This window comes from Streptomyces cathayae, assembly GCF_029760955.1.
GTDB lineage: Bacteria > Actinomycetota > Actinomycetes > Streptomycetales > Streptomycetaceae > Streptomyces > Streptomyces cathayae.
The window spans coordinates 1,321,976-1,345,848 of the sequence record NZ_CP121682.1 but is presented as its reverse complement, the minus strand read 5'-3'; the positions used below and the strand labels follow the sequence as shown (position 1 = coordinate 1,345,848).

The window sequence follows — 23,873 nt, the reverse complement described above, 5'->3', positions numbered from 1 at the left end:
GCTTGCCGTGACTGCTGGCCAGCTCGGTCGTTGATGTGGTCATGGGTGGGGACCTTGCTGATGTCAGGCTGTGGGCGGGTGAACTCGAGGCGGTGCATGAGCGGTTTGTGCACCGGTTCAATCGGGAGGAGCCGCGCCAGTCGGCGCTGGCGTACATGCGGGGCCTAATCGCTCCGCTGCAGCGCAAGAACGGCTGGACCCTGGCGGAGGAAGCTGGCCATGCCGGGCCGGATCGCATCCAGCGGATGCTGAACCGGATCGAGTGGGACACCGACGAGGTCCTCGACGACGTGCGCCGATACGTAGTCGACAACCTCGGTGATCAGGACGCGGTGCTCATCATCGACGACACCGGTTTCCTGAAGAAGGGCACCCGCTCGGCCGGGGTGCAAAGGCAGTACTCCGGCACCGCGGGACGCACCGAGAACTCCCAGATCGGGGTGTTCCTCGCCTACGCCACCGACCGCGGCCGCACGCTGATCGACCGCAGGCTGTATCTGCCCACGTCCTGGACGGACGACCGGGAACGGTGCCGGCAGGCCGGCATCGGCGACGAGGTCGGCTTCGCCACCAAGGTGGCCATCGCCAAGGCGATGATCCGCCGGGCGATCGCCGAGAAGATTCCGTTCCGGTGGGTGACGGCAGATGCCGCCTACGGCTTCAGCAAGGGCTGGCGCTTCGAACTCGAGCAGGCGGACGTCTTCCACGTCATGGCCACCACCCGACACGACACCGTCGTCACCCGCTTCGCGCTCGACCACCCCGTCCACGAGCTGTTCCCGGGCCTGCCACGGCAGAAGTGGAAACGCCGTTCCTGCGGTGAAGGAGCCCACGGCCGGCGCATCTACGACTGGGCCCGCGTCGAAGTCCGTCCCTGGCACCGGCCCGACCGTCGGCACTGGGTGTTGGCCCGCCGCAGCGTCAGCCGCCCCGAGGAGATCTCCTACTACATCGCCTACTGCCCCGCCGGCACCACGCTGGATCAGCTCATCCGCATCGCGGGCAGCCGGTGGGCGATCGAGGAGTGCTTTCAGACAGCGAAGCAGGAGTGCGGCCTGGACGACTACCAGGTCCGCCGCTACCCCGGCTGGCACCGCCACATGACATTGGCCATGGCCGCCCACGCCTGCCTGACCGTCCTGCGCGCCCGCCAGCTGGATGCGGAGAAAGCAGAAACGGATCCTCCCCGCTCATCCACCTGAGCATCGCCGAGATCCGACGGCTGATCACCCGCCTCACCGACCGCCGCCCCGCACCGGTCGAGCACATCCTGCACTGGTCGACATGGCGGCGCAGACGACAACGTCAGGCCCGCGTCAGTCACTACAAACGGCGTGGCCACAGTCCCTGAACTGGTCAGCAATCAGCACAAGCACCGTTGCAGTACTAAGATCCTGAGTGCTGTTACGCGGACCGTATGCCCGAGCCGACCCAGGTTGGGTTACGGCCTGGTGGCGATGACCGCCTCGGTGTGGATCACCCCGTCGAACCGGCCGGACGGGGCGAAGGCGAGCAGCGCCGCGCGCAGGTCCTGCTCGAAGGCGTCCTTCTTCGCGCCGAGCCGGGCGGGGCTCGAGTAGGAGAGGCTGAAGACCCAGCCGATGACCTCGTCCACGGTGCGGGTCAGGGTGTGCTCCCAGCGCGCGGTGTCGACCCGGGAGAACGGGCCGCGGGCGAGGACATCCTGGTGGCGTTCCCCGGGAGGGGAGCAGGCGCCGGAGCCGGCGCGGCGCTCGGGACCGAGGTGGCGGGTGCGGACCTCGTCGACGACCCGCCGCCAGGGGGCGGGCTCGAGGTCGCCGGGGGCGCCGCGGGAGGCGAGGACGACCGCTCCGCCCGGCTCGATGATCCGGTCGAGGTCCCGGGCGACCCGGTCGCGGTCCATCCAGTGGTACGCCGCGCCCAGGACGGCGAGCAGCACGGGCCCGATGTCCATCGCCGGGAGGAGGGTGGAGTCGCCCTCGCGCCAGGTGATGTTGGTGATGCCGTGCTCGGCGGCCAGGCGGCGGCCCTCGTCGAGCATGCCCTTCTCGGGGTCGACGGCGATGACCTCGCCGACGCGCGGGGCGAGGTCGAGGGCGATGGTGCCGGGTCCTGCGCCGAGATCGAGGACGCGCTGGGTGCCGTCCAGGCCGAAGCGCTCGGCGAGCAGGGTGGAGAACTCGGGCGCGTAGCGGGGCCGGAAGGCGGCGTAGTACGGCACGGTGGACGCGAACGGCTCTCCGGGCGGGTGCGAGGGGGTGGAGGAGGTCACGGGTCCAGTCTCCCGCGGTGGTGCGGTCGGGGTCGGGTGATCGGTCGACGAGCCGGGGCGCCGGTCGGGTGCTGCCACCAGTCGGTGAGGGGGCGGGCACCGGAGCCCTCGCGGGCGACGGAGTCGTCGGGGCGGCGGTCGCGGGCGCCGGGGGGCTGCCGCTCGACGGCGTCGAGGTCCGGCCGGTCGAGGAGGGCGAGGTCGGGGTCGTCGACCGCGTTGAGCCACCGGAAGCCGTACTGCATCATCACGGCCAGCCGCTCGTGTCCGGAGCGGTTGAGGCCGCCGGCGTGCCAGGTGCGGTTCTCGAAGAGCACCACGTCGTACGGGCCGATGTCCGGAGTGATCGCGCCGGGCGGGTCGATGTCCCCCTGGGGGACGGTGACGGGTCCGGTGCGGGTGTGGCTGCCGGGCACGAACATCGTGAGCCCGGCATCCGGGCCTGGGACGGTGAGGAAGTACGCCACCTTGATCGCCAGGCGGGGCGTGTACTCGACGCCGAGGTCGGTCACAGTGGAGGACATGCCGCGGTGCCATCCGTGCCGGGACGGCATGGAGATCAGGTTGCTCGACAGCAGATGGATGTTGGGGCTGAGCAGCGCGATGGGCGTGGGCAGCACGGCCGGGTTGGCGACGACGCCGCGGAAGCCGTCCTTGCCGTCGACCGAGCGGTCCGGCCCGAGGTCCGGTCCGTGGCGAGGAGTCGGCCTGCGGCCTCGGCCGCGCGGTCGCGGACCTTGGGGTCGAGGGCGCCGCGCAGGATGAGCAGGCCGTCGCGGTCGAAGGCGGCCAGCTGCTCAGGGTCGGGTGCGAGCGGGGTAGTCATCGCGGCTCCTTCAGCATCGAGAGCGCCTGGTCGGTGAGTGCGGCGGCGGACATGCCGCAGTACTCCAGCAGGTCGGCGGAGGGCAGGGGGCGGCCTGGGTTGCGGTAGCCGACCACGCGGACGCGGGCGGCTTCGCCGCCACCGGACGCAGACGCACCGAGCCTGGCTCCGCGCCAACGAAGAGCGCCTCTGGCTTCGGGAGACCTGGCAGCGGTTCTTCGCCGAAGCCGAGCACGATGTCCTCATCACCCCAGCGGCCCCCACCCCGGCGATCTCGGCCAGCAGCCGCACCCTCGTGGTCGACGGCGTCGAACGGAGTTTCTTCGACCAGACCAGCTGGGCCAACCTCACCAATCACGTCGGTCTGCCCAGCCTGGTCGTACCTGTTGCACAAAACGTGGATGGGCTCCCGATCGGCGTGCAGCTTGTGGGACCGGCTTACTCGGACCCGACTTTGCTTGCAATGGCCGAAGTCCTAGCATCGCTTCTCGGCTGCCCGCCCGGCCTCCCAGAAGGCCGGGCGGGCGAGGCTCCTGACCGTTAGAAGCCGTATTCCTATCGATCATGAGCGCGGATCTGATCGAACATCGGGCCTGGTGAGGCGGACATCACCCCGGAGCGTCTATGGGTCCCGGTGGCACTGCTTCAGGCAGCAGCGGCGATCAGCCCGCTGCTCGCCGGCAACCCGATGAAGCCGACCATCGACAAGGCGATGAATGCTCTTGGCCTGCCGCCCACGCTTCTGGACCTCCGGCGCGCCCGGCCGCTGACGTAGCTGCGAGTTGAGTGGTCGGCGCCCGTACAGGTTGCGTCACCGACAAGCTCCAACAGCCGGCCAACTTCGGGCGGGAGCGGCTCGGAATCGTGAGGTTGGGAAGCCCTGAAAGCGGGAGCCCCTTCTACCACTACATTCGGCCGATGGGCTCCACAGACTCACATCCTGACCCTCGGCCCTTCGGGGCGGACTCCCCGGGGGAACTGATTCCCTCACATCGCCGTCTCCCGCTGGCGCCGCCCTTCCAACCAGAGGAGGAGCACGGCGCCTTCACCATCCATCGACCACGTCTGGTCAGCCCGCGGGGTAAGGGGCCAGCCGGTCATCCGGTCGCGGCATATCCACTTCGGCAGCCGGTTCCGCCACCGATGCGCCAGAAACCCCCTGCGAGGGGAGCTGAGGCGCGGCATCCAGCGCCGAGGATCCGAAGAAGGCTTCGAAGATGAGATCAAACTCGCAGACAGCCGACTCCTTGAAGACATCCAGACCACGGATGTCGTCTGGGGTGATGTGATCCTCGCAGAACCGGCGCGCTCGATCGTTCTTCTTGTTTGACTCGTTCGTCTCCCGCAGAGGGTAGTAGGCCTCGATAGCCCCGTGCTCCCACACGTAGATGTCCTCTTGGCGCAGCATCCCCAACAGTTCCAGCTTCATCTTCTTAAGCTTCGGGTCCAGGGCCTCTTCGAGGATCCGCCGTGCGGCGCCCGAGGTGGAGCGGGCGAAGAAGGCGCTGACTGCGGCGTCCAGCTCCTCGAACGCGCACAGTCCCTGGGAGTGCTCCTCGCGCTTGCGCTGAGCCTGCCGCCACAGCTCTCGCACGGAACCGCTGGACCGCATGCTTTTCAGGGTGCTGCCCGGCACCTCGCCGTCTTCCTTCGCCACCAGCTCGTTGACCCGGGACACCACCCGGTCACGCAGCTCATGGCAGTTGCGGCTGGCGCCCAGCTTGTCGAAGCCGTCCAGCACCGCGTCCAGATCTGCGACGACCGCGACCCGCATGTCGAAGCGGCGGAAGAAGTTGCGGTACCGCGCGATGCTGCCCTTGCCCTCGACCCGGGCGATCGCCGCTCCGTGCTTGTCGAAGTCCCACGCCGGATTCAGAGTGCGCGCGATATGCGGGATGAGGATGTGGTCGCTCGGGCCTTCCACGAGCAGCACGGAGCTGGCGAAGAACGCCGCCTCGTTGTTCTCGTGCGTGATGATCTCGAACTGGTCCCGGGCGTCCATGTCGGACAGATCGATCACGCAGGCTCGGCTGGTCGGCGGGGTCAACGAGTGGTCCTTGACCACCTTCACAAATGTGCCCGTGGCCCCGGGCGCGAAGAAGGCGGATGAGTGCGTGCTGACCAGGACGTCGTTGTAAGTGGCGAAGACCGCCAGGGCCTCGAAGAGCTTGCGCTGGGCGCGTGGGTGGAGAAAGACCTCGGGCTCCTCGAACAGCAGGAGGCAGGGCTGCTGGGCACTGTCGGGCCGGGCAGGCCGAGCGGTCTTCAGGTCCACGTAGGCGCGCAGAATGGCGAACGCCACCGAGCGGCGCAGCCCGTCTCCCTTGGTCTTGAACGGCCCGCTGATGCCGTCGTTAACAGCAATCTCCGCCTCCTCCAGCAGGCTGCGCAGCCGCGGCGGGGGGATCTCCAGGCGCACGCTGGCGAGGGGGAAGGACTCCTGCAGATTGCGCTGGATCAGCGACTCGATCTGGCGCACCTCGGGCAGCCGCTTGTCCCTCTCTTTGCCGTCCTCGTCCTTCACCACGTTGAGCTGCTTGCGCAGCTGATCGAAGGAGGACTCAAGCTCGGGGAGTTGGTGCTCAATGTCTTCGAACAGGATGGATAACAGCCGCCCGAACGTTGCCGTGGAGCCGGTCTTGACGTCGTCGTTGAGTTCCTTCACGGCCGGGATGTAGATCGGCTCCGGCAGCAGTGCAGCGACCGACTTGTCCATGCCCGTCTTCAGCGGCTCGTCGCCCGTTACGTAGTCGTCGCCGGTGAGAGCGGAGACGAGTTCCTCCCACTCCCGTCTGACTGCAACACGCGTGATCTTTCCGGACAGCTTCTCGTAGATCTGCGGGTAGGTGTGCCGGACGTTCTCCGCAAGCTCCTCCGGGGGGATCTTGGGTTTGATGACCTCCTCGAGGACCTTCCTATGGAAGCGGGGGTCGCTGGGCACCTTCTTGACCAGCCACACGGCGCCTTTGCCCGGCCCGGTGTAGGTACGGGCCAGGGTCAGGCGCCCCTCGTGGATCTCTCCCTCAATGCGGGATCGGTGGCCTTCCTCCAGACGCTGCAGGTCGGCATCGCTGATTTCGGCGAACGTCAACTGGATGCGGACCGGGCGCACAGGGTTCAGAAAGTCGGTCTGGGCAGCCGAGCCGGAACGCAGGAACATGTTGAGCGCCTGGAACACCGACGACTTCCCGGCGTTGTTCTCGCCGATCAGGCACCCGAATCGGGAGAACGACATGTCCACACGGCTCAGGCCACGGAAGTTGTCGATTCTGATGTGCTCAAGGCGCATGGTGCTCCAGAGATGGTTCAGCCGAACGAACATCGTAGAGGCCGGTGTGACCACGCTGCTGAGGTTCAGCAACACAAGACCACGCGGGCATGCGGAAACTTCGGCCACTGCTCACCGAGTTCGGCGGCGGTGTCGTCCGGGCTGCGACCGTCCCATCTTCACGGTGCACGACGGCGAAGCGGCCGTGCTAATCCGGATCTGCTCGGGCAAGCACGGCCGCTGGGGACAGATCTGCGTCCTGGACGAAGGGCACGAGACCTCGCTGGAGGAACCGCACTGGGGCCACAACAGCGACGGCGAGCCGATCGCGTGGGTGGGCAGCGCCCCCGACGACTGGTGAGCGCGATGTCGACCGCACCGGGTGCGGTCGACATGCGCCGTCGCCGGTGCGGCGGCTCTCAGAACGTTGCGACGGTCGGAGCCTGCCGGAATCCGGCGGCGATCTCATGGTGGCGTGCGGGCACCGTGTTCGGGCCGACGCGGACGTAGAACTCCGCGCGCTGTCCGTCGCGGTAGGCGTACATCTGGCCCCCACCGGAGACTTCGATAGCAAGGACCGTCTTTCCGTCGTGGTCGATCACGCGTGTTTCGTAGGCCGGCACCGGCTCCAGGTTGTCGCGGATCATGCCGACGACCTGGAGGACCTGCTTGTCGACGTTCGCTCCCTCGGGCAGGCCCACGACCTGCAGGTCGTCTCGGACGCCGATGAGGACGGTGCCGCCGTCCTGCGATGCGAAGGCGGCGATGGTTTTGAGCATCTTCTTCCGTGAGTCGCCCTCCGGGACCTCCCGTTTGCACTCCAGGTACTGTCCCTCTCCGTTCGCCAGGAGGATGTCCAGCTCAGGTCCGGGCTGCTCCCAGACGACCGAGGCGTCGCGGGCACGCCCGTATGTGGGAGCCGGGAAGCTGCGCCAGTCCAGCCACTGGTCCTCGCGGCGGAGCATCAACAGGCTCTCGTGGGCGAGTCCATGGGGCAGCGGAAAGCGGTAGGTGTCGGCACCGTCGACGGACTGGGACTGGTTGCCCGCCGCCCAGCTCAGCTCCAGTACCGCGCCGTTCAGGGCCTCACCGTCAACGACGGCCGTCAGCAGGTCGGGCCCGATGGTGATCTGCGCAAACCAGCCCGCACGCTGCGGCAGGACGATACGCCACAGGTCCGCACGGCCCGCGGTGCTGTCGTGGGGGCGCTGGTGAAGGAAGGCGTTAAGCGCTTGGTCGAAGTTCAGAAAGGAAGGGCCGCCCCCGACCAGTAGGCCGTGGCCGGGCTGGGGAGCGCTGGTGTCCCGGTTGATGGTCCACTCGGTGCGCGGCCATGGCGTGGTCACCCGGCCCCACTCTTCCTGGCCGCGCAGCCGATAGGTGGAGGCGCTGGAGGACACCGGGTCGGGGGAGACGACGCGAAGGCCGTGGACGTCCTGGTCGTCGCCCCGCAGCAGCGCGGCGACCGTCGGGCCGGGCAGGCGCAGCTCCAGAAAGGTTGCCGTGCTGTAGCGCCAGGCTCGATCCTTCAGTGGGGCGTCGTCGTCCAAGGTGACCTGGCCATGGTGCAGTCGCCACTGTTGTGCGTCCGCGACCAGGGCCAGCTTGACCTTCACCAAGGCGCGCTCGCTGAGCATCGCCACCAGTGCAGCCGTCTCCATCTGCCCGCCGTTCGCCATGCCCGGCTCCCCTCTCCCAGTACCGTGTGGTGCCGAACCAGGCGCATCGTCACGGTTCATGCTCTCGAGCAGGCTACGCCGGGGGGTGAGCGGGAGCACTGGCAGTAGCGGTGGTTCCGACGGCGGCATGGGGGTGCTCACGACCACACCCCGACCTGCTTCATGGCGGACTCGGCTATCTCGCACGGCCAGCGCTTGCCGCACCCCTGACAAGAGGGTTCAGGACCATCGGCAGGTGCGTGCTCCTTGAGGATCTTTTCGGTGACGTCCCAGAAGACAGCGTGCCCGGCGGTAGCAGGTTCCCGGCTCGCTGCGGGGAGCGCGCACATCGCGCGCCAATAGCGGTTCTGTTCGGCGGTCTCTTCCTTCACTGTTCCTCTTTCACCGGGCCCGGGCGTCATGGCTGACCCCCGGGCCCGTGGTGGTGCTGGAAGCGGCTACTGCATCAGTCCGGCGAGGGCCTGATCAGCCATCTGTACTCCCATCGTGGCCGCGATGGTGGTGCCGGCCTCCAGGAGCTTGTCCTTGAGCTGCGTGGCGAACTGACGCAGGCGGCCCGGCTCAGGGTTGCCCGAGGTCGCCTCGGTGTGGAGGTCCTGGGCGACGCGCTCCAGCTCCACGCGGTCCGCGTCGGACATTCCCAGGGTGGTACTGACCTGGCCGATGTATCCGGCGAGCTGGGCAAACAGCGTGGGGTCGACGCCGTCGGTGTTGTTCTGGGTGAAGTGCTGCTGCTCGCCCATGATGACGCCCTTGGCGTTCGGCATGTAGTTGTTGTATGTGGTGCCGGGGCGGGGCTGGTTGATGTGGTCCTGCACGCTTCCTCCGGACAGGGCGCAGCTGACGCCCCGGGATGTGATGGCGACCGTGGCGGGGTCGGTGTCGATGTGTTCGATCAGCTTGTGCTCTGTCAGGTATGCGAGCGCCTGGTGCAGCTCGGTCCCGCTGATCTCGGTTCCGGCGAAGTACGAGCCGGGCGTCGCGAGGAACAGGGCCGGATTGACGGGCGTCTGGTCGCTGGCGGTGTCGAAGAGCCACCGCAGCAGGGCGTCCATCGTGTGCCGGATCCGGGCGGCACGGTCCTTCTGCAGGTCTTTCAGCTGACGCACGGCGACGCGGCCTGGGTCGGTGAGATGGACGTGGGTGCCGGTATCTCCCATGGCACGGAGGATCTCCACCAGGCCGTGCTGCTCCAGTTGGAGAGCGAGGATGGTCGGATCTTCTTCCTCTAGCTGGAGTTCCTCAACAAAGGGGGCGACGTTGATGTACGCCGACGGGTTCTGCTTCGCGCTGCTGTCCAGCCACAGCAGCAGCCGGGCCAGATAGCCGCTGCTCTCGGTCGTCTCACCGCCGGGGACCGCGCCGGCGGTGGCATCGAGCTGGGCAGACACACGAGGAGGGTTCCGTCGTTGAGCGCGCTCCAGGCTCTTGTTGGTCTCCTTGACGACGTTTCTCGCCCACTTGTCTAGCTCGCGCTTGTTGATTCCGTTGCGGGCCACGTTGCCCTCCTGTCTCAGGTGTCTCACACCAGCCTACGAAGGGGGACTGACAGCGGGCCGTCCGTGCGCAGTTCACGAAAGGCCGAGACGACACCCTGGGCGATCGGTGACCGTACGGCGCGAGACGGCTGTCCGTTACTGTGGGGCTCGAACTTTCGGGGATCTTCGAACTTGGGCGGTGTGTCGTCCCGAGTGGACTGCCTGGCCGTCACGTTGCGTGAGGGCCCGGGGTAGGGGCCTGGCAGCAGGATGCCCGTGGCCATGAGTGATCATTTCTGTTCTTGACGCAATCAGGGGCGACGCCTCCTGGACGGCCATCGTTCCCTGCGAGGGTGAGCAAAGATGAGCGAGTTGCCGACAGGGCCTTCCCTCGACTGGGTCCGCGCAGAATCGTGGTGCACCACGTTCACCCGTGGCATCCCACCGGACGACGTACTCGTCCGCTACGGCGCACTCCCCGGAGATGCCCGGATAATGCCGAAGCTGGAGGCAGTCCGCCTGGGCGCCGATGCTTACCGGGCTGGGGCCCCGAAGTCGGTGCTGCGGGTCGGTTCGCTGGGCGACTGGTCGTTCTGCTACGAGGAATGGGGAGTCCTGGGCGGCATGCCCGGCCTCCTGTCGAGGCTCTCCCACGACACGGAGACATTCACCGTCGACAGTAATGTCAGCGTGGACGCCTTCGGGCACTAGTCTTCTGAGTCAGGAATTCTGTTCAGATAACCGGCGAGGCGTTCGAGGATCTCGTCCGCGGTCTTCGTCCACACGTAGGGCTTCGGGTCGGTGTTCCACGCAGCGATCCAGGCGCGGATGTCCTTCTCCAGCGCCTGCACCGATTTGTGGACGCCGCGCCGTATCTGCTTGTTCGTCAGCTCGGCGAACCACCGCTCCACCAGGTTCAGCCAGGACGACCCGGTGGGCGTGAAGTGCAGGTGGAAGCGGGGATGGGCCAGCAGCCACGTCTTGATCGCCGGGGTCTTGTGGGTGGCGTAGTTGTCCAGCACCAGGTGCACGTCCAGATCCGCCGGGACCTCCCGGTCCAGCTTGACCAGGAACTTCTTGAACTCCTCGGCCCGGTGCCGGCGGTGCAGCGAGCCGATCACCTTGCCCGTGGCCACCTCCAGCGCGGCGAACAGGGTGGTGGTGCCCGCCCGCACATAGTCGTGGGTGAGGCGCTGCGGGACGCCGGGCATCATCGGCAGCACCGGCTGGGAGCGGTCCAGGGCCTGGATCTGCGACTTCTCGTCCACGCAGAACACCAGCGCCCGCTCCGGCGGATCCAGGTACAGGCCGACCACGTCGTGCACCTTGTCGACGAAGTACGGGTCGGTGGACAGCTTGAACGTCTCGGTGCGGTGCGGCTGCAGGCCGAACGCCCGCCAGATCCGCGACACCGTCGACTGCGACAGGCCCATCTCCTGGGCCATCGCCCGGGTTGACCAGTGGGTGGCGTTCTTCGGCGTGCTCTCCAGCGTCCGCTGCACCACGGCGGCCACCTGCTCGTCGGTGACCGTCCGGGGCCCGCCGGAGCGTGGCATGTCGCCCAGGCCGGCGATCCGGTGCTCAACGAACCGCTTCCGCCAGCGGCCCACCGCATGCGGCGTCGAGCCGAGTTGCGCAGCCACGTCCTTGTTCGACGCGCCGGTGGCGCACGCCAGGATGATCCGGCACCGCAAGGCCCACGCCTGCGGCGTGGAACGGCGCCGCACCCAGCCCTCCAGCGCGGCCCGTTCCTCATCCGACAGGATCAACTCGGCCTTCGGCCGCCCAGTACGCACCACCCCGCAACTCTACACATCTGAACGGGATTCCTGACTCAGAAGACTAGCGCGACGGCTGGTGCACCGAAGCCTTCGAACCGGATGACCCGGGCACTCGGCGGCCCCCGCCACATCCCTGGTGGGATGCCCTACAGGAACGACGGGAAGCAGGCGGGGGCAGCGAGCCCGGACTGGTGGCGGCGGTCCGGATGATCGGCGACCGCATGGGCGCCGTCTTGGACGACGCCACTCTCGAGGGCCCCCTGCCGACCGTGCTGCTCGGAGACGACCGTCCTGGCCCGGCGGCCGGGGCCGGGGAGCCGGGGTCCTGCTCACCGACGGGGCCGGCCCGGACGTCCCGCCGGCCTGAGCGAGCCGCACGCCGCTGCCCGGCGGCGGCGTGCTTCGCGACCCCGCGGACAGCACCGGTGGCCGGAGCGGGTCAGCCGGTGGACGGGCGGGGTCTGCAACGCACGAGGCTCCCGTGCCGTTGAGGTAGGTCGGGTCTTCGAAGCTAAGTGGTCGACTCCGTAAGTCCTTCGGGGGTTGATCAGGCGGCCAGGGCGACGGAGGATTCTTCTGGGTGATCGGCGGTGTGCCGGTCGAGCCTGGCCAGCAGATCGTCCAGGTCGGAGGTGGTGAACTTCCACTGGAACAGCTGTGCCGTGGCGTTGTAGCGGTCTTCGAACGCTCGGAGCCGGTCTGTGACCTCGTCGAGGTCGGTGAAGTCGTTGGGTGAGACGGCCTTGCGCTGTACGACGGAGAAGTAGATCTCCACCTGGTTCAGCCTGGAGGCGTGGACCGGGGTGTGGACCATGACGGCGTTCGGGAACGCGGCGGTCAGCCGGTCGGCGGCCTTCCGGCCGCGGTGGGAGGAGCCGTTGTCCACGATCCAGAACACGCGCTTGGCCCCGGCGTACGGCTCGGTGCTCATGACCTGGGCGACCAAGGCCATGAACGGGTCGATGCCGGTTTTCTCGGCTCGCAGCGGCCGAAGACCTGTGCGCGGTGGACGTCGTAGGCGGCCAGGTAGGCCAGGGCGCCGCCGCGGTCGTAGGTGTGGTTGACCCGCATCGCCCTGGCCTGGCCCGGGGCCAGGGTGGGGTGGCAGCGGCAGCGGGCCTGGATGGAGGTCTTCTCGTCGGCGCTGATCACGTACTCGTCCGCGCCGAGCGGGACGCCGCCCCAGGTGCGGGCGTACAGGCCGAGCACGCGTTCGGCCCTGGGCCGGAAGACGGGGTCGGTGATGAAGATCCAGGGCTGGTGCTGCCAGGGCTTGATCGCGTCCTCCTTGAGCCAGCGGCGCACGGTGGAAGCGGAGATCGCGCCGGCAATGGCGCGGGCGGCGACCTCGCGGGCCAGTTCCGGGGCCGACCAGCGGGACAGCGGCACCCCGCTCTTGGCGGGCAGCTGACAGGCCAGGGCCTTGACCTGCGCGGTCTGCAGCGGCGTGAAGGTGGCCGGCCGGCCGGACCGCTTGCGGTCGGACAGAGCCGGCAGCCGGTGCTCGGCGAAGCGGCCGCGCCAGGTGCGGACGGTGTCCAGGTGCAGCCCGGTCTCGCGAGCGATCCGGGCGTTGGGGCGGCCCCGGGCGGCGTGCAGAACGATCTGGGCGCGCTGACGGATCCGGTGCTCAATCCTGTGGCCGTAGGCCATCTTCTTCAGCCGCTCACGTTCCGAGGCGGTCAGGGCTATCGGGCGGGCGCGGGCAACGGGCAAGGCGGACACGCCGATCACGAAAGTGGACCAGGACAGGCCGCATCCTGCCGCACCCCGCACCCCGGCCCTGCGGCAGGATGTCCGCTGTGCCCACGCCCTCGGAACACACCCGGCTTCAGCTTGAGCTGTACCTGAACATGCGCGCCAAGGCCGCCTGGCCGCGGCTGGCCGGCCTGCGGGTCCGCCACCGGGGCCAGTACGCCTACGTCCAGGGCGAACTGGCCGGCAGCGGGAGCGTCAAGCTGATGCGCCTGCGCTTCCACGGCACCGCGAACCGTTGGGGCTTCGCCCTGTACGACGCGGCCGGCGACCGCTATCAGGACGCCCTGCTGCCCATCGGCAGCGGCAGTGGCACCCCCCCCCGAGGACGCTCTCGACACCGCTTGCCACCTCCACCTCACCGGCCTCGGCACCTGACCGCGGGTAAGTGCACGGCAAGCTCCAACGTCAACCCCCGAAGGACTTACGAAGCAGACCACTTAGGGCTGGCGGCGAGCCCCTCGACGACATCGCAGCGAACGTGTGCGAGCGCATCTTCCAGAGCCGCCTCTGCCGCTCGGGCAGGTATTTGAGACTCCATCAACTGTGCTTATCCGTACAGAATTTGCCGGGAGTCCCGCAGGAGTCCCGCTGCATCGAAGCAAGGGCGAAGGGAGGTGGACGGTGCTTTGATGTCGAGGTGGACCAGTTCACCCACCCGCTCACGTACGCCCGGTCGCAACGAGGGCTGACTCGCCCTGACCTGGCGGCCAAGATCCGCGCCGCCGCAGCCCGCCGGGGCCTGCGCTCGGGCACCGACAAGGCCCGGTTGCGCAAGTGGGAGGTCCTGGGTGTGACTCCGGACGCCGACAACCAGCACTATCTTGCCGAGGCCCTCGGCATGCCGACTGACGCGGTCGACCCGGGGAACTGGCCGAACTGGCTTCACTGGGACGAGTCGGGCGTCGTCGCTCTCGGTCCCGCCAGCACAGTGCCCGCCCTCCGGGAGGCCCTCATCAGCACCATGGACCGCCGTGCCTTCCTCACCGTTTCGGGCACCGTCCTGACCGGCCTTGCCGCCGCCTGGGCGGACACCGGGGTCGTGCCCGCCCTCGCTGCCGCCGGCGGTGCCAGAAGCGTGGGGGACGATCTCGTCACCATGCTCGAAGACAGCACCCGCAAGCTCAGCTCGGTCGCCACCGAGCAGCGCCAGCACCTGGCCATGCTCCTCGATGCCCACCTCGCGACGGTCACCGATCTCATTGAGCACGGCCGCTTCACCCGGCCGATCGGCAACCGCCTGCACTCGCTGGCAGCCTCCCTCTCCCAGACCGTCGCGTGGCATCGATTCGACCACGGTCTGCACACGGCGGCAACCAAGCACTGGGTCGCCGCCCTGCACAGCACCCACGCCACCGGCGACCACGACATGGGCGCCGCCATGCTCGGGGACCTGGCCTACCAGGCAGCCTGGCGCCAGGACCACACCACCGCCGTCGGCATCCTCACCCACGCCCTCACCCGCACCGAGCACCCCGCCGCGAAGTCCCTGCTCAACCTGCGCCTGGCCCGTGCACTCGCAGCCCAGGGCAACGGCAAGGACGCGCGGCGATCTCTCACCGTGGCCGAACAACTCCTGGGAGCGTCGACCACCCGGCCCTTGCCGCCCTGGTGCTCGTGGATGTCCGAGGCCGACCTCGCCGTCGACTCCGGCCAGTACCTCCTCGATCTCGGCGACACCGCCCGCGCCCACCAGCTGATCACCGAAGGGCAAGCCCTGCTGCCTGCGGCCCGCGACAAGACCCGAGGCGTCTTCCTCGCCTACCAGGCCGCCAGCCACCTCAAGCTCGGCGAACCGGAACTCGCCGCAGCCGCCGCCGGCGAAGCCTTGGTACTCGCCCGCCGAATCAGCGCCCCACGCTGCGAGCATTTGGTCCAGGACCTCGTCCCCCAGTTCCAGCGAGTGCACGCCGCAGAGGGAGTCGACGCGCTCCTGACGCTCGCGGCGGCCTGACGTGTGCGTCCTAGATGATCGATTCCAAGGGGTCTGTGGTTAGTGGTCGTAGGCGGTCAGTGAGCGAAGGACGGGCTGGCCGGTGTGGTCGTTGTGCCAGATCGCGGAGGTCAACGCGAGGATGCGCTGCATGACACGGGCGATCACGCCGCCCGGTGTACGGCCTCGGTGCTGTTCGAGGTTGAGTTGGCCCTTGAAGGACTCGTTGACCGACTCGATCACCTGCCGCAACGGCTTGAACAGCGAGGCACCGGGCCGTTCCGCCTCGCCCTTGCGGGCCGGCCGCAGCAGCCGGATGTCCTGCTCGGCCAACTGGTGCTCGAAGTCGCGGCCGAAGTAGTTCTTGTCACCGATCAGCGTCTGTCCGGGCCGGGCGGCGGTCAGGCCCGGTTCGGCGGCGAGCAGGTCCAGCAGAGTCTCGCGTTCATCGGCCTTGGCCCCGGTCAGGGCAAAGGCGATCGGCAGGCCCTGCAGGGTGCACACCAGGTGCAGGCGCAGGCCCCAAAAGAAGCGGCTGTGGCTGGCGCAGTGCCCGTACTCGGCCCATCCGGCCAGGTCGGAGCGCTTGACGGTCTCGCGGGAACGCCCGCACTCCACCGGCGTGGAATCCACGATCCACACGTCGTCGCTCCATACCGAGGTGTCGGTGGCCAGCACCCGGGTGACCCGCCGCAGCAGCTCGGCGGCCTTGCGCAGGCGCTTGTTGTAGCCGGGCTGCTTTGGCAGGTAGGGGAAGAGATGCCGCAGGTGGGCGCGGGCATAGCGAAGCCACTTGGCCTCGGAGGTGAAGCCCAGCATGGCCTGCATCATCGCGAGCGTGACCAGCTCAGCATCGGTCAGTTGCGGAGCGATCCCGATGGCCGGACGCCAGGGAGCCAGATGCGGTGATGCCTTCAGCAGGTCGTCGGTCTTCACATAGAGTGCGATGGCGAGGGAGTCCAACTCTGTCTTCACACACCGACGTTGGGCTCCCTTCCCTTGTGCGCGCAGCCGATCCCTTGAAATCGATCATTTAGTCGGCCCGACTCGTCTCGTTTCCCCCGACCGCAAGAAGTTCAGGCTGCGGTTCACCGGGCGAGCGAGGACGCTTCACCAACGGCCGCCAGCAGTTGGAACTGCCACTCCGGATCGGCTTGACCGATGGTCAGGCCGATCCATCGCTCCGAGTTCGGCAACCGCCACATCTGCATGCTCCCGGCGACACTGCATAGGAAGCTGAGTGGCTCGCGAGTCGTGACGTCAGGGTCGGGGTCGTCGAGCCCGAGATACGGCCACAGATCAACCGCTTCCGGGGCGCCCCAACGTTTCGTGAGGATGACAGCCAGAGCGGCGAGGTTGGCTTCCAACTCCTGCTCGGCCGCCTGGACGATCTCGGTGCTCCGGTCCTCCCAGAAGTCCCGGCTCTCTCGGAGCACGGCCAGGTGAAACCCGGGCCCACCCCACTGGCCGTCCGGTCCCGGCCTTCCCTCCACCTCAGGGAAGGGCAGAGAGCTCAAGTTGTCGATGATCGACAACTGCTCGTCAGCGGGGCCTGCGGACTGGTGCTGGGGCGGCATAGCCGAAGCCTAGCCGCCTGGTTCCAACCCGCCTGGCCAGGTTCCAACTAACGTGTCACGGCACAGGGATGCACAGGCACAAGACACCCCTTGGAATTGATCATCTAGTCGATCGCGCCTCGCACGCGGCAGGATGAGGAGTGAGAACCCCGGTGAGTAGCGCGGGGCCGGTCACGTGGTGCTGCCCCGTCTTGCTCGCGGTGCGCTGCCGGAGCCGCCACAGGGACCGGAACAGCCCGGGCTCGCGGGTGGACGTCATGCCACGCCGCCCATTGGCGTCGAGGGCGATGGGCCGTAGGCGAAGGGCGTGAAGTGCGCGGGGGTGTGGTCGATGGGCAGGTCGGGACGCCAGGCCGTCAGGATGTGTGCACTGCACACGAACAGACCGTCGGGAAGCTGATCCAGGGGATACCAGGCCCAGTCGCCGACGCTTTCGTCCGGTTGCCGGGTCGGCTGTCCCCGCCAGGCGTGAACGAGGGCACCCACCGTGACCCGAAGGACATCTTCGACGTGGTCGACGAGCGTTCCCAGGAGCCTGACGTCGGCAGGGCGGGCGATCAGGCCGGTCTCCTCGCGGAGTGCGCGGACTACCGCGGCTTCGAGGGATTCCCCGGCCTCGACGGTTCCGCCGGGCAGTTCGAGGGTGCCGCGACGATGACGGCCCAGGAGCAGTCCCTGCGCGCTGAGGAGGATCGCGCCAACCCCCACGGCCGCGTGCGCCTGCGGTGGCTTGATGCTGCGGGGGCGGCTGGACACCCGCGCCGGCCGGTCGGGCAGGCGTCGGGCCCGGATGAGCTGCTGGATGACCGGGGCGTTTTCCTCGGGGTGGTGCAGCAGGTCGATGGCCTCGACGCGGAAGCCGTACTCGGTGAGCAGGTCCTCCCACAGCTGCGGTGCGAGGACCCACATCCGAGTCGGCAAGGGGGGATCTTCACGCAACAGGATCGTCTGCTCGCGCGGTGCCGGTTCCGTGGACGGGCCGCGGCCGTGCAGGTCTGTGTGCAGGAGCGAAAGGACCAGCGGCGCGCCAGGGTGCAGACCGTCGCGCAGTGCGGGCAGCACGCGGTGCGGGTCGATGAAGGCCAGGGTGCCGATGGCGTACGCGGCGTCGAACGGTTCGGACCGGGCGAGGTATTCGACCACATCTCCGTGCGTGAATTCCACGCCCGGCACATCCGCGTGCGTGGAGACGGCGCGCTCGTGCTGGGTCGGCGACAGCTCGATCCCGGTGACGCGAGCGCCGTGGGCCTGGGCGAGATGCACGGCGTGGTGGCCGGCCCCGGAGCCGATGTCCAGGACACGCCGGCCGGTGATGTCGCCGAGGACTTCAACACCCGGTCCAACCCCCTCCCAGGGCGTCCAGGCCAGGTGGTCGGGGATGGGCGGCATGTAGCCGCGAGCCAGCTGGCGCCGGCCGTAGATCTTCCAGGCTTGGGTGTTGATGTCCTCGACGGGCACGGTGTCTCCTCGGTGGGCAGCGGGACGCGGATCAGGTATGCGTGATGAGGTAGGCCGGGCCTTCGCCGCGCCGGGCTCGTTCGACGGCGTCGAGACGGGCGAAGGCCAGGGGCGCCATCAACTCCTGCCAGTCGGCAAGGTCGTGGGCGGCCCACATGTCGTGCTCCGCAGGATCGAGGCGGATCCGGCCGAGCCGGTCCGCGCTGAGCCGGCCTCCGTCGAAGATGAGACCCACCTTGTTCAAGGGCATCCGGGGCCCGGCGTGCAGGAAGTGCGTCAGCAGCAGCCTTGGCGTTTCCGGGCCGAGTTCGAGACCGGTCTCTTCGACCGCTTCGCGCCGGGCGGTCTGGAGTGGGTCCTCCCTTTGCACGTCGAGGTTGCCGCCGGGGAACTGCCAGAGCCGGGATCCGTAGACCGAGCGCAGCTGCACCGGCCGATCGTGCTCGTCACGGACGTACAGGCAGCCGTACACCGTGTGGTGGGGAACGGTCTGCGCGTACTGCGACGGGGTCATCGGCATGGGACGGCCGGGCCGTGCGGGACGGTGGTCGAACTCGAGGGCGAGGGCGCCGAGCGCCTCCTTGGCTGGCGGATAGATGCTGCGGAGGCTGGCGAGCAGTTCCTCGCGCCGGCCGTCCGGGTCGATACGGGTGGGGTCCTCCGCGCTGAGCAGGTCCTCGAACGAGCCGTACGTGGTGATCCGCTTCACGACGATGTCGAGTTCCCGGTCGCTGTCCCGGTCGTGGAAGACGATGGCGTCCCCGACTTCGACGGCCGCCTTCTCGGGGGTGGCGACGCGGACCTCGATCGTCTTGCGTCCCGACTCCACCTGCGCGTAGTAGCGCCCCAAGAGGTGGAAGTGGTGCCGGCGCCGGGGGGCGTCTCCTTCCCCGTTGTGTGCACTCGACGGCGTGTGCTGCGCCGCGAGGTGCGGGGCGGTCTCGTCCTGGCGCGGCCCACGCAGGACGAGGAAGACCAGCCCGTCGGCGTCGTGTCGCTCCGCTGCCGCCCACCGGCTCTGTAGGCGTTCAAGCTCGTCCTCGGCGAGGGCGATACCGCGCCGTGCGGCGGGGGTGTCGACGGCGAGCGGGGTGATGATCACGAGGGTGCCGCCCGGCCGCAGCCGCCGGCCCAGCGCGTCCAGGGTGTGGGCGCGGGAGCTGAGGAACGGAGCGACGAATCGCAGGGTGATCAGGTCGTAGCCGTCGCCGTGCAGTGCGGCCCCGTCGTCCTCCTCGATGTCGAGACGGAGCCATCGAGCGGCCCCGCCGTGGCGGGAGCTGGCTTCGGCGAGGGCGGTCTCGGACCGGTCGACGGCGTCCACGGTGTACCCGGCCGAGGACAGGTGTGCGGCGAGTTCGCCGGTGCCGCACCCGACATCGAGAGCCCGTCCCCCGGCAGCGGGCGGCACATGTGCGGCGAGCAGCGAGCGTTCGGCGTCGGTGAGCAGGGCCGCCGTGCCGGGAACGATCGGCCAGTCGATCACGACGCGGGTGCGCTTCTTGACGAAGACGTGCGGATCGTCGGTCACGGTCGCGGGACCACCGTCGGCCAGGGGATGGACGGTGATCCGCGGGCAGAGGGCGGCGCGGTGGTTGCGCTGCCAGTGTTGGACCTGTTCGGTCATCTCCTGGGCGGCCAGGTGGCCGTGGGGCCCGTAGCCGTGGACGACCAGCTCGTACAGGCCGTTGCCGTCGTCTCCGTCGGAGATGCGTTCGGTGGCCAGGCGCGCGAGGGAGGGGCCGCGGACGATCGCGGCGCCGGGCCAGTGCCGGGGCGGCGGGTTGAGGATTCCGTTGTTGCCGTCGGGGTCGACCGAGAGGCGGCAGAAGCCGGGCAGGGCTCCGGCCAGGTAGAGGGTGAGGGCGTCGAAGGGCTCCTGGCCGCCGACGGTGACGTGGGTGTGCGCCACGACCGGTTCGCGGGTGAGGGCGGGTTCGAGCTGGTCGACGGGCAGTGGGGTGCCGTCCTCCCAGGACAGGTGAACGCCGGTGCCCGGGACGGTGCGCCGGTCCGTGTTCCAGGCGCCGTCGCCCTGCATGGCGACGAAGCCGCAGACGATGAGCGGCTCGTCGCTGTGCAGGGCCCCGTCGCGCCTGGTGAAGCCGATGGCCCAGGTGTACTGGTGCAGGCGCAGCGGGGCGACGAGACGTCCGCCGTCGGCGACAGCGTCGATCCAGGGAAGGTCCCAGGTGGCGACGGTGACCAGGATGGTGTCGAAGCCGCCGTCCGGCACGATGCCGGCGTGGAGGTGTTCGGCGTCGGCGGTGACCACGCGGACGCGGTCGTATCCGGTTTCGGCGAGGAATCGGGCGGCGTGGTCGGTGACGGCCGGGTCGATGTCGAGGGTGGTGACGCTGCCGGTGGGGCCGACGAGTTCGGCGATGAGGGCGGCGTTGTAGCCGCCGGAGCCGATCTCCAGGACGCGGTGGCCGGGCCGGATGCGGGCGGCTTCGAGCATGTCGGCCTGGAGCCATGGAGCGGACACGGAACTGATGATTCGACCGTCGGCTGTGTGGTGGGTGGGGATGATGTCGTTGGCGTACGCCTTGTGGATCGGGACGTCGGGGGCGAAGGCGTGCCGGGGCACGGTGTGGAAGGCGTTCTCGACCGCGGTGGTGCGGATGTGGCCGGCTGCGTGGAGTTGGTCGGCGAGCCGGTGGCGTGGCTCGCTCGCTTCGTCGAGTTCGGTGGTGGGCGGAGTCGTCACGGTGGGCCTTTCGGACGGCGAAGGTGAAGCGGGCGAGGTCAGGGGTGCAGGGCGAAGCAGTGGTACGACTCGTCGAGCTGTGTCACGTCCGCACGGCTCCAGCTGGCGGTGAGGAGTTCCACCTCTGTGACCTCGATCTCCCACGGTTTGGCTTCGTCGTGCCGGGGGCTGCGTACGGAAGTGGCCACCCAGAAGATGCCGCCGGGGGCGAGGAGTTGCCGCACCCGGGACAGGAAGGCGTGCTTGTCCTGGACCCAGCGGTAGACCAGTCGGCAGGTGATGAGCGTGAACGCCGGTTCGGGCAGGTCGGCCAGGTCGTCGGTGTCGAAGTCGAAGTGCCTGAAGTCAAGGCCGGGGTGCTCGCGACGGGCGGTGGAGAGCGCGCTGGGTGCGCAGTCGATCCCGGTCGGCCGGTAGCCGAGTTCGGCGAGGGCCTGCACGAGTGCCCCGTCGCCGGAGCCGATGTCGAGCGCCGGCCTCCCTCGACCGAGGCTTACTTGCCGGTTCAGGGCTTCGTGTTCCGGCGCGTCCATGCTCCGATAGCGGCGGTCGGATTGCCACAGCGGCTCCCAGTATGCGCCGGCCTCGCCTGCTTCGTACGCTCCGCTTGCTCGGGCGTCTTGTGACGTGTGGACCATAGCGTTCCTTCCGGGCCTCGTCAGGCGGGTTCGGAGGTGCTCGGCGCACCGCCCGGGTGTGGGAACTGCGCGTGCGAGGAGTGGCTGGCGGCTGTCCTCCCGGGCCGGCTCGGATCGCGGTCCGCGGTGCGCTGCATGTGCTGGGCGAAGACCGCCTCCGCGTTGGGGTTCATACGCATCAGGGCGACCATGCCGGTGACGATGACGTCGCAGACCTCGGATTCGACGTCCTGCCAGGTGTGGGAGTGGCCCTTGCGGGGGTTCTGCCCGGCTGCGCCGATGGCGGCTTCGGCGACTTCGCCGGCCTCCTCCTGGATCTTGAGGAGGTGGAAGAGGACTCGCTGTTCGCGGGGGAGCGTGGAGTGGTCGTCGAGGCGGTCGGCGAGGTCCGCGATCGTCTGCCAGGTGTCGGTCATGTGGGTCTCGATTCCGTGGGTGGGTCAGCGGTCCTTGGCCAGGGCGACGAGGTCGGCGAACTGGCCGCCGGCGTTCACCAGGTCGTCGTACGCGCCCTGTTCGACGACGCGGCCTTCGTCCATCACGAGGATGCGGTCGGCGAGCCGGGTGTTCTCCAGCTGGTGCGTGACGACGATCGTCATGCACTGGGGTGCCAGGCGCTTGATCTGCGTGAAGATCGCGTGCTCGCCGCGGGCGTCCATCTGCGAGGTGGGCTCGTCCAGGATCATGAGCGGCGTCTGCCGGTACAGCGCGCGGCCACACACGAGCCGCTGCCACTGACCGCCCGACAGTTCGGCGCCGCCGAACAGCTCTCGGGCCAGGAGGGTGTCGAGTCGGCGGGGCAGCCTCTCGATCTCCTCGCGCATGCCGACGGCGTCGATGGCGTCCCACACCGGCTCGTCGTCGTGGGTGCGGGGCTGGCCCAGGGTGATGTTCTCGCGGGCCCGCAACGGCCAGCACGCGAAGTTCTGCGGAACGAGTGAGGTGCGGCTCCACACAGCGTCGGGGTCGGCGTCGGCGAGATCGACGCCGTCCCACAGGACGCGCCCCTTGTCGGCGAGCACGATCCCGGTGATGAGTCTGGTCAGGGTGGACTTGCCGGAACCGTTCGCGCCGACGACGGCCAGGATCTCACCGCGGCGCAGGGTCAGGGAGATCCCCGCGACGGCCGGATCCTCCTTGCCGGGGTAGTGGTAGACGGCCTCCTCGATACGGATCTCGTCGACATGTTCCGGGATCGTCAGCTCACCCCGCTTCGGGGCGCGTTCGTGAGCGAGGCCGAGGAACGCCCGCATGTCGGCGAGGTAGAGCGAGGTGTGGAACAGGGCGGCGCCGTTGATGACGAGCTGGGAGAGCGCGGCGAGCGCGCTCTGGACGGCGACCACCGCGGTGGCCGCGACGGGCAGGGCGATGCGGCCGGTGACGGAGAGACCGGCGAGGGTGGCCCAGGTGCACATCAGGAAGAAGCCGCCCAGGGCGCTGGTGGACAACTGGATGCGCAGCATCTGCGGCGCCGCTTCGAGGGTGCGTCGGTCGATGCGGTCGGACAGGGCCTGGTACCAGTGGATCTGGTAGCCGGTCATGCCGTTGGCGCGGACCTCGTCGCCGAAGCGGGAGTGGGTGGCCCAACTGCGCATCATGGCCCGTACGTTGCGGTCGCCGAGGTTGAGGAAGTGCGTGCGGTAGTCGACACGGGCCGACAGCACGGCCCCCACCCCGGCGGGCAGCACGGCCAGGAGGAGCACCGGCAGCATCAGCGGATGCAGTGCGGTGATGACCCCGCCGGCGGCGATCATGCGGACCAGGGCGGACATGAACCGCTGCGCGTCCTGCACCATCAGGCGGGTGCGGGTGACCCCGATCTCGGCCGCCTCCTGCTGGTCGGAGAAACCGTCTCTCCCGTAGGCGGACGACTCCACACGCAGCACGGCGGAGACGAGCGCGACGTCGGCTTCGGTGGTCAACAGCGGCGTGATGCGTCCGTCCGCGTACGAGGACAGGAGGCCGCAGATCCGGCCGGTGCCCGCGGCCAGGGTCACCACGATCAAGGCGGGGACCGCGCCGTGCAGACGTTCGGAAACGGTGCCGCCGCCGAGGACGTGCGTCATGGCGCGGGCGGTGGAGGCCAGGACGACAGCAGCGGCGACGCCGGTGAGCACCTGGCATACGAGGAGGAGGACGGAGCCGGTCCTGTCGACGGCCCATGCCTTGCGCGCGGTGTGGGCCAGTACGGAGGGCAGGCGTCGGCACATCGTCCCGAAGCCGGCGTCCTCCAGCGGGTTCTGGCCGAACCTGCCCTCGAAGCTGATGGTGGCCGGCGGTGGAGGGGGAGGCGTCCTTGGGGTTTCGGTCGGGGCGGCAGTCACAGTCACCTGGTCCCTCCGTGGGGTCGGTGCCGTACCCGGATGGCTCGGCGGTGCACGGCTTAACGACGCCGATCGGGATTCGAACGCGCTCGATTCCGGACGGCGTGGACCCCTTGCGCCGCACGGTCTGTACGGCCCTGGGCCCGCTGTGCCGCCCCTGGGTGGCGGCCCGGAATGGCCGAATCGCCGACG

The 23,873-nt window shown here is 69.0% G+C and carries 22 protein-coding genes; 6 read left to right on the top strand and 16 right to left on the bottom strand.

Annotated features, from left to right (window positions below; all coding sequences use genetic code 11):
- Positions 1–41 precede the first annotated feature (41 nt).
- Positions 42–1,202: an IS701 family transposase gene (locus PYS65_RS06115; protein WP_055594734.1), complete on the top strand. Its 1,161-nt coding sequence runs from the start codon at positions 42–44 to the stop codon at positions 1,200–1,202.
- A 239-nt stretch (positions 1,203–1,441) separates the two neighbouring features.
- Here the strand turns inward: PYS65_RS06115 and PYS65_RS06110 are convergent, their stop codons facing one another.
- Entirely contained in the window at positions 1,442–2,254 is an 813-nt protein-coding gene (locus tag PYS65_RS06110) for a class I SAM-dependent methyltransferase (RefSeq protein WP_279332760.1), read from the bottom strand.
- Entirely contained in the window at positions 2,251–2,874 is a 624-nt protein-coding gene (locus PYS65_RS06105) for a phytanoyl-CoA dioxygenase family protein (protein WP_279332759.1), read from the bottom strand. The genes PYS65_RS06110 and PYS65_RS06105 overlap by 4 nt, the downstream gene beginning before the upstream one ends.
- Positions 2,875–3,174: 300 nt before the next feature.
- Between PYS65_RS06105 and PYS65_RS06100 the strand changes: the two genes are divergently transcribed.
- Together PYS65_RS06100 and PYS65_RS06095 are read left to right on the top strand one after the other, a co-directional pair.
- Complete coding sequence (locus tag PYS65_RS06100; RefSeq protein ID WP_279337870.1) at positions 3,175–3,624, top strand: amidase family protein; 450 nt, start codon at positions 3,175–3,177, stop codon at positions 3,622–3,624.
- A 90-nt stretch (positions 3,625–3,714) separates the two neighbouring features.
- The gene (locus PYS65_RS06095; RefSeq protein ID WP_279332758.1) at positions 3,715–3,855 is read left to right on the top strand and encodes a hypothetical protein; all 141 of its coding nucleotides are present in this window, start codon (positions 3,715–3,717) and stop codon (positions 3,853–3,855) included.
- 294 nt (positions 3,856–4,149) lie between these two features.
- Here PYS65_RS06095 and PYS65_RS06090 read toward each other — a convergent pair whose 3' ends face one another.
- Complete coding sequence (locus PYS65_RS06090; RefSeq protein WP_279332757.1) at positions 4,150–6,369, bottom strand: ATP-dependent nuclease; 2,220 nt, start codon at positions 6,367–6,369, stop codon at positions 4,150–4,152.
- Between the two features lie 163 nt (positions 6,370–6,532).
- Between PYS65_RS06090 and PYS65_RS06085 the strand changes: the two genes are divergently transcribed.
- On the top strand, positions 6,533–6,709 hold the full coding sequence (locus tag PYS65_RS06085; protein WP_279332756.1) for a hypothetical protein: 177 nt from the start codon (positions 6,533–6,535) through the stop codon (positions 6,707–6,709).
- 58 nt (positions 6,710–6,767) lie between these two features.
- On the opposite strand, the gene PYS65_RS06080 is transcribed toward PYS65_RS06085, so the two are convergent.
- The 3 genes from PYS65_RS06080 to PYS65_RS06070 all read right to left on the bottom strand — a co-directional run bounded on the left by PYS65_RS06080 (position 6,768) and on the right by PYS65_RS06070 (position 9,526).
- Positions 6,768–8,027 (bottom strand): AlbA family DNA-binding domain-containing protein, encoded by a 1,260-nt coding sequence (locus tag PYS65_RS06080; RefSeq protein WP_279332755.1) that lies wholly within the window; start codon positions 8,025–8,027, stop codon positions 6,768–6,770.
- 137 nt (positions 8,028–8,164) lie between these two features.
- Positions 8,165–8,398, bottom strand: coding sequence for a hypothetical protein (locus PYS65_RS06075; RefSeq protein WP_279332754.1), 234 nt, complete (start codon positions 8,396–8,398; stop codon positions 8,165–8,167).
- Between the two features lie 66 nt (positions 8,399–8,464).
- Positions 8,465–9,526, bottom strand: coding sequence for a hypothetical protein (locus PYS65_RS06070; protein ID WP_279332753.1), 1,062 nt, complete (start codon positions 9,524–9,526; stop codon positions 8,465–8,467).
- A gap of 342 nt (positions 9,527–9,868) precedes the next feature.
- Here PYS65_RS06070 and PYS65_RS35100 point away from each other — a divergent pair, with 342 nt between their 5' ends.
- Positions 9,869–10,216 (top strand): DUF6461 domain-containing protein, encoded by a 348-nt coding sequence (locus tag PYS65_RS35100; RefSeq protein WP_423836070.1) that lies wholly within the window; start codon positions 9,869–9,871, stop codon positions 10,214–10,216.
- Here PYS65_RS35100 and PYS65_RS06060 read toward each other — a convergent pair.
- The 3 genes from PYS65_RS06060 to PYS65_RS06050 all read right to left on the bottom strand — a co-directional run bounded on the left by PYS65_RS06060 (position 10,213) and on the right by PYS65_RS06050 (position 13,011).
- The gene (locus PYS65_RS06060) at positions 10,213–11,304 is read right to left on the bottom strand and encodes an IS630 family transposase (RefSeq protein ID WP_279332751.1); all 1,092 of its coding nucleotides are present in this window, start codon (positions 11,302–11,304) and stop codon (positions 10,213–10,215) included. The genes PYS65_RS35100 and PYS65_RS06060 overlap by 4 nt on opposite strands.
- A 529-nt stretch (positions 11,305–11,833) precedes the next feature.
- Positions 11,834–12,238, bottom strand: coding sequence for a transposase (locus PYS65_RS06055; RefSeq protein WP_279332750.1), 405 nt, complete (start codon positions 12,236–12,238; stop codon positions 11,834–11,836).
- The gene (locus PYS65_RS06050) at positions 12,214–13,011 is read right to left on the bottom strand and encodes an IS630 family transposase (RefSeq protein ID WP_279332749.1); all 798 of its coding nucleotides are present in this window, start codon (positions 13,009–13,011) and stop codon (positions 12,214–12,216) included. Before PYS65_RS06050 ends, PYS65_RS06055 begins: the two co-directional genes overlap by 25 nt.
- A gap of 670 nt (positions 13,012–13,681) precedes the next feature.
- On the opposite strand from PYS65_RS06050, the gene PYS65_RS06045 reads away from it, so the two are divergent.
- Complete coding sequence (locus PYS65_RS06045; RefSeq protein ID WP_279332748.1) at positions 13,682–14,995, top strand: NsdA family TPR-like regulatory protein; 1,314 nt, start codon at positions 13,682–13,684, stop codon at positions 14,993–14,995.
- Between the two features lie 39 nt (positions 14,996–15,034).
- Here the strand turns inward: PYS65_RS06045 and PYS65_RS06040 are convergent, their stop codons facing one another.
- The 7 genes from PYS65_RS06040 to PYS65_RS06010 form a co-directional block, all read right to left on the bottom strand.
- Entirely contained in the window at positions 15,035–15,949 is a 915-nt protein-coding gene (locus PYS65_RS06040) for an IS982 family transposase (protein ID WP_279332747.1), read from the bottom strand.
- A 113-nt stretch (positions 15,950–16,062) separates the two neighbouring features.
- Positions 16,063–16,551 carry a hypothetical protein gene (locus tag PYS65_RS06035; RefSeq protein WP_279332746.1) on the bottom strand — a complete coding sequence of 163 codons (489 nt, stop codon included), beginning with the start codon at positions 16,549–16,551 and terminating at the stop codon, positions 16,063–16,065.
- A gap of 255 nt (positions 16,552–16,806) precedes the next feature.
- Positions 16,807–18,009, bottom strand: coding sequence for a bifunctional class I SAM-dependent methyltransferase/NUDIX hydrolase (locus tag PYS65_RS06030; RefSeq protein ID WP_279332745.1), 1,203 nt, complete (start codon positions 18,007–18,009; stop codon positions 16,807–16,809).
- Between the two features lie 31 nt (positions 18,010–18,040).
- Positions 18,041–20,719, bottom strand: coding sequence for a methyltransferase, FxLD system (fxlM, locus tag PYS65_RS06025; RefSeq protein WP_279332744.1), 2,679 nt, complete (start codon positions 20,717–20,719; stop codon positions 18,041–18,043).
- Positions 20,720–20,757: 38 nt separating this feature from the next.
- A complete protein-coding gene (locus tag PYS65_RS06020) occupies positions 20,758–21,252 on the bottom strand; it encodes a class I SAM-dependent methyltransferase (RefSeq protein WP_279332743.1) in 495 nt (164 codons plus the stop codon).
- 125 nt (positions 21,253–21,377) lie between these two features.
- On the bottom strand, positions 21,378–21,773 hold the full coding sequence (locus PYS65_RS06015; RefSeq protein ID WP_279332742.1) for a MazG-like family protein: 396 nt from the start codon (positions 21,771–21,773) through the stop codon (positions 21,378–21,380).
- A gap of 24 nt (positions 21,774–21,797) precedes the next feature.
- Entirely contained in the window at positions 21,798–23,687 is a 1,890-nt protein-coding gene (locus PYS65_RS06010; protein ID WP_423836069.1) for an ATP-binding cassette domain-containing protein, read from the bottom strand.
- Positions 23,688–23,873: the final 186 nt, after the last annotated feature.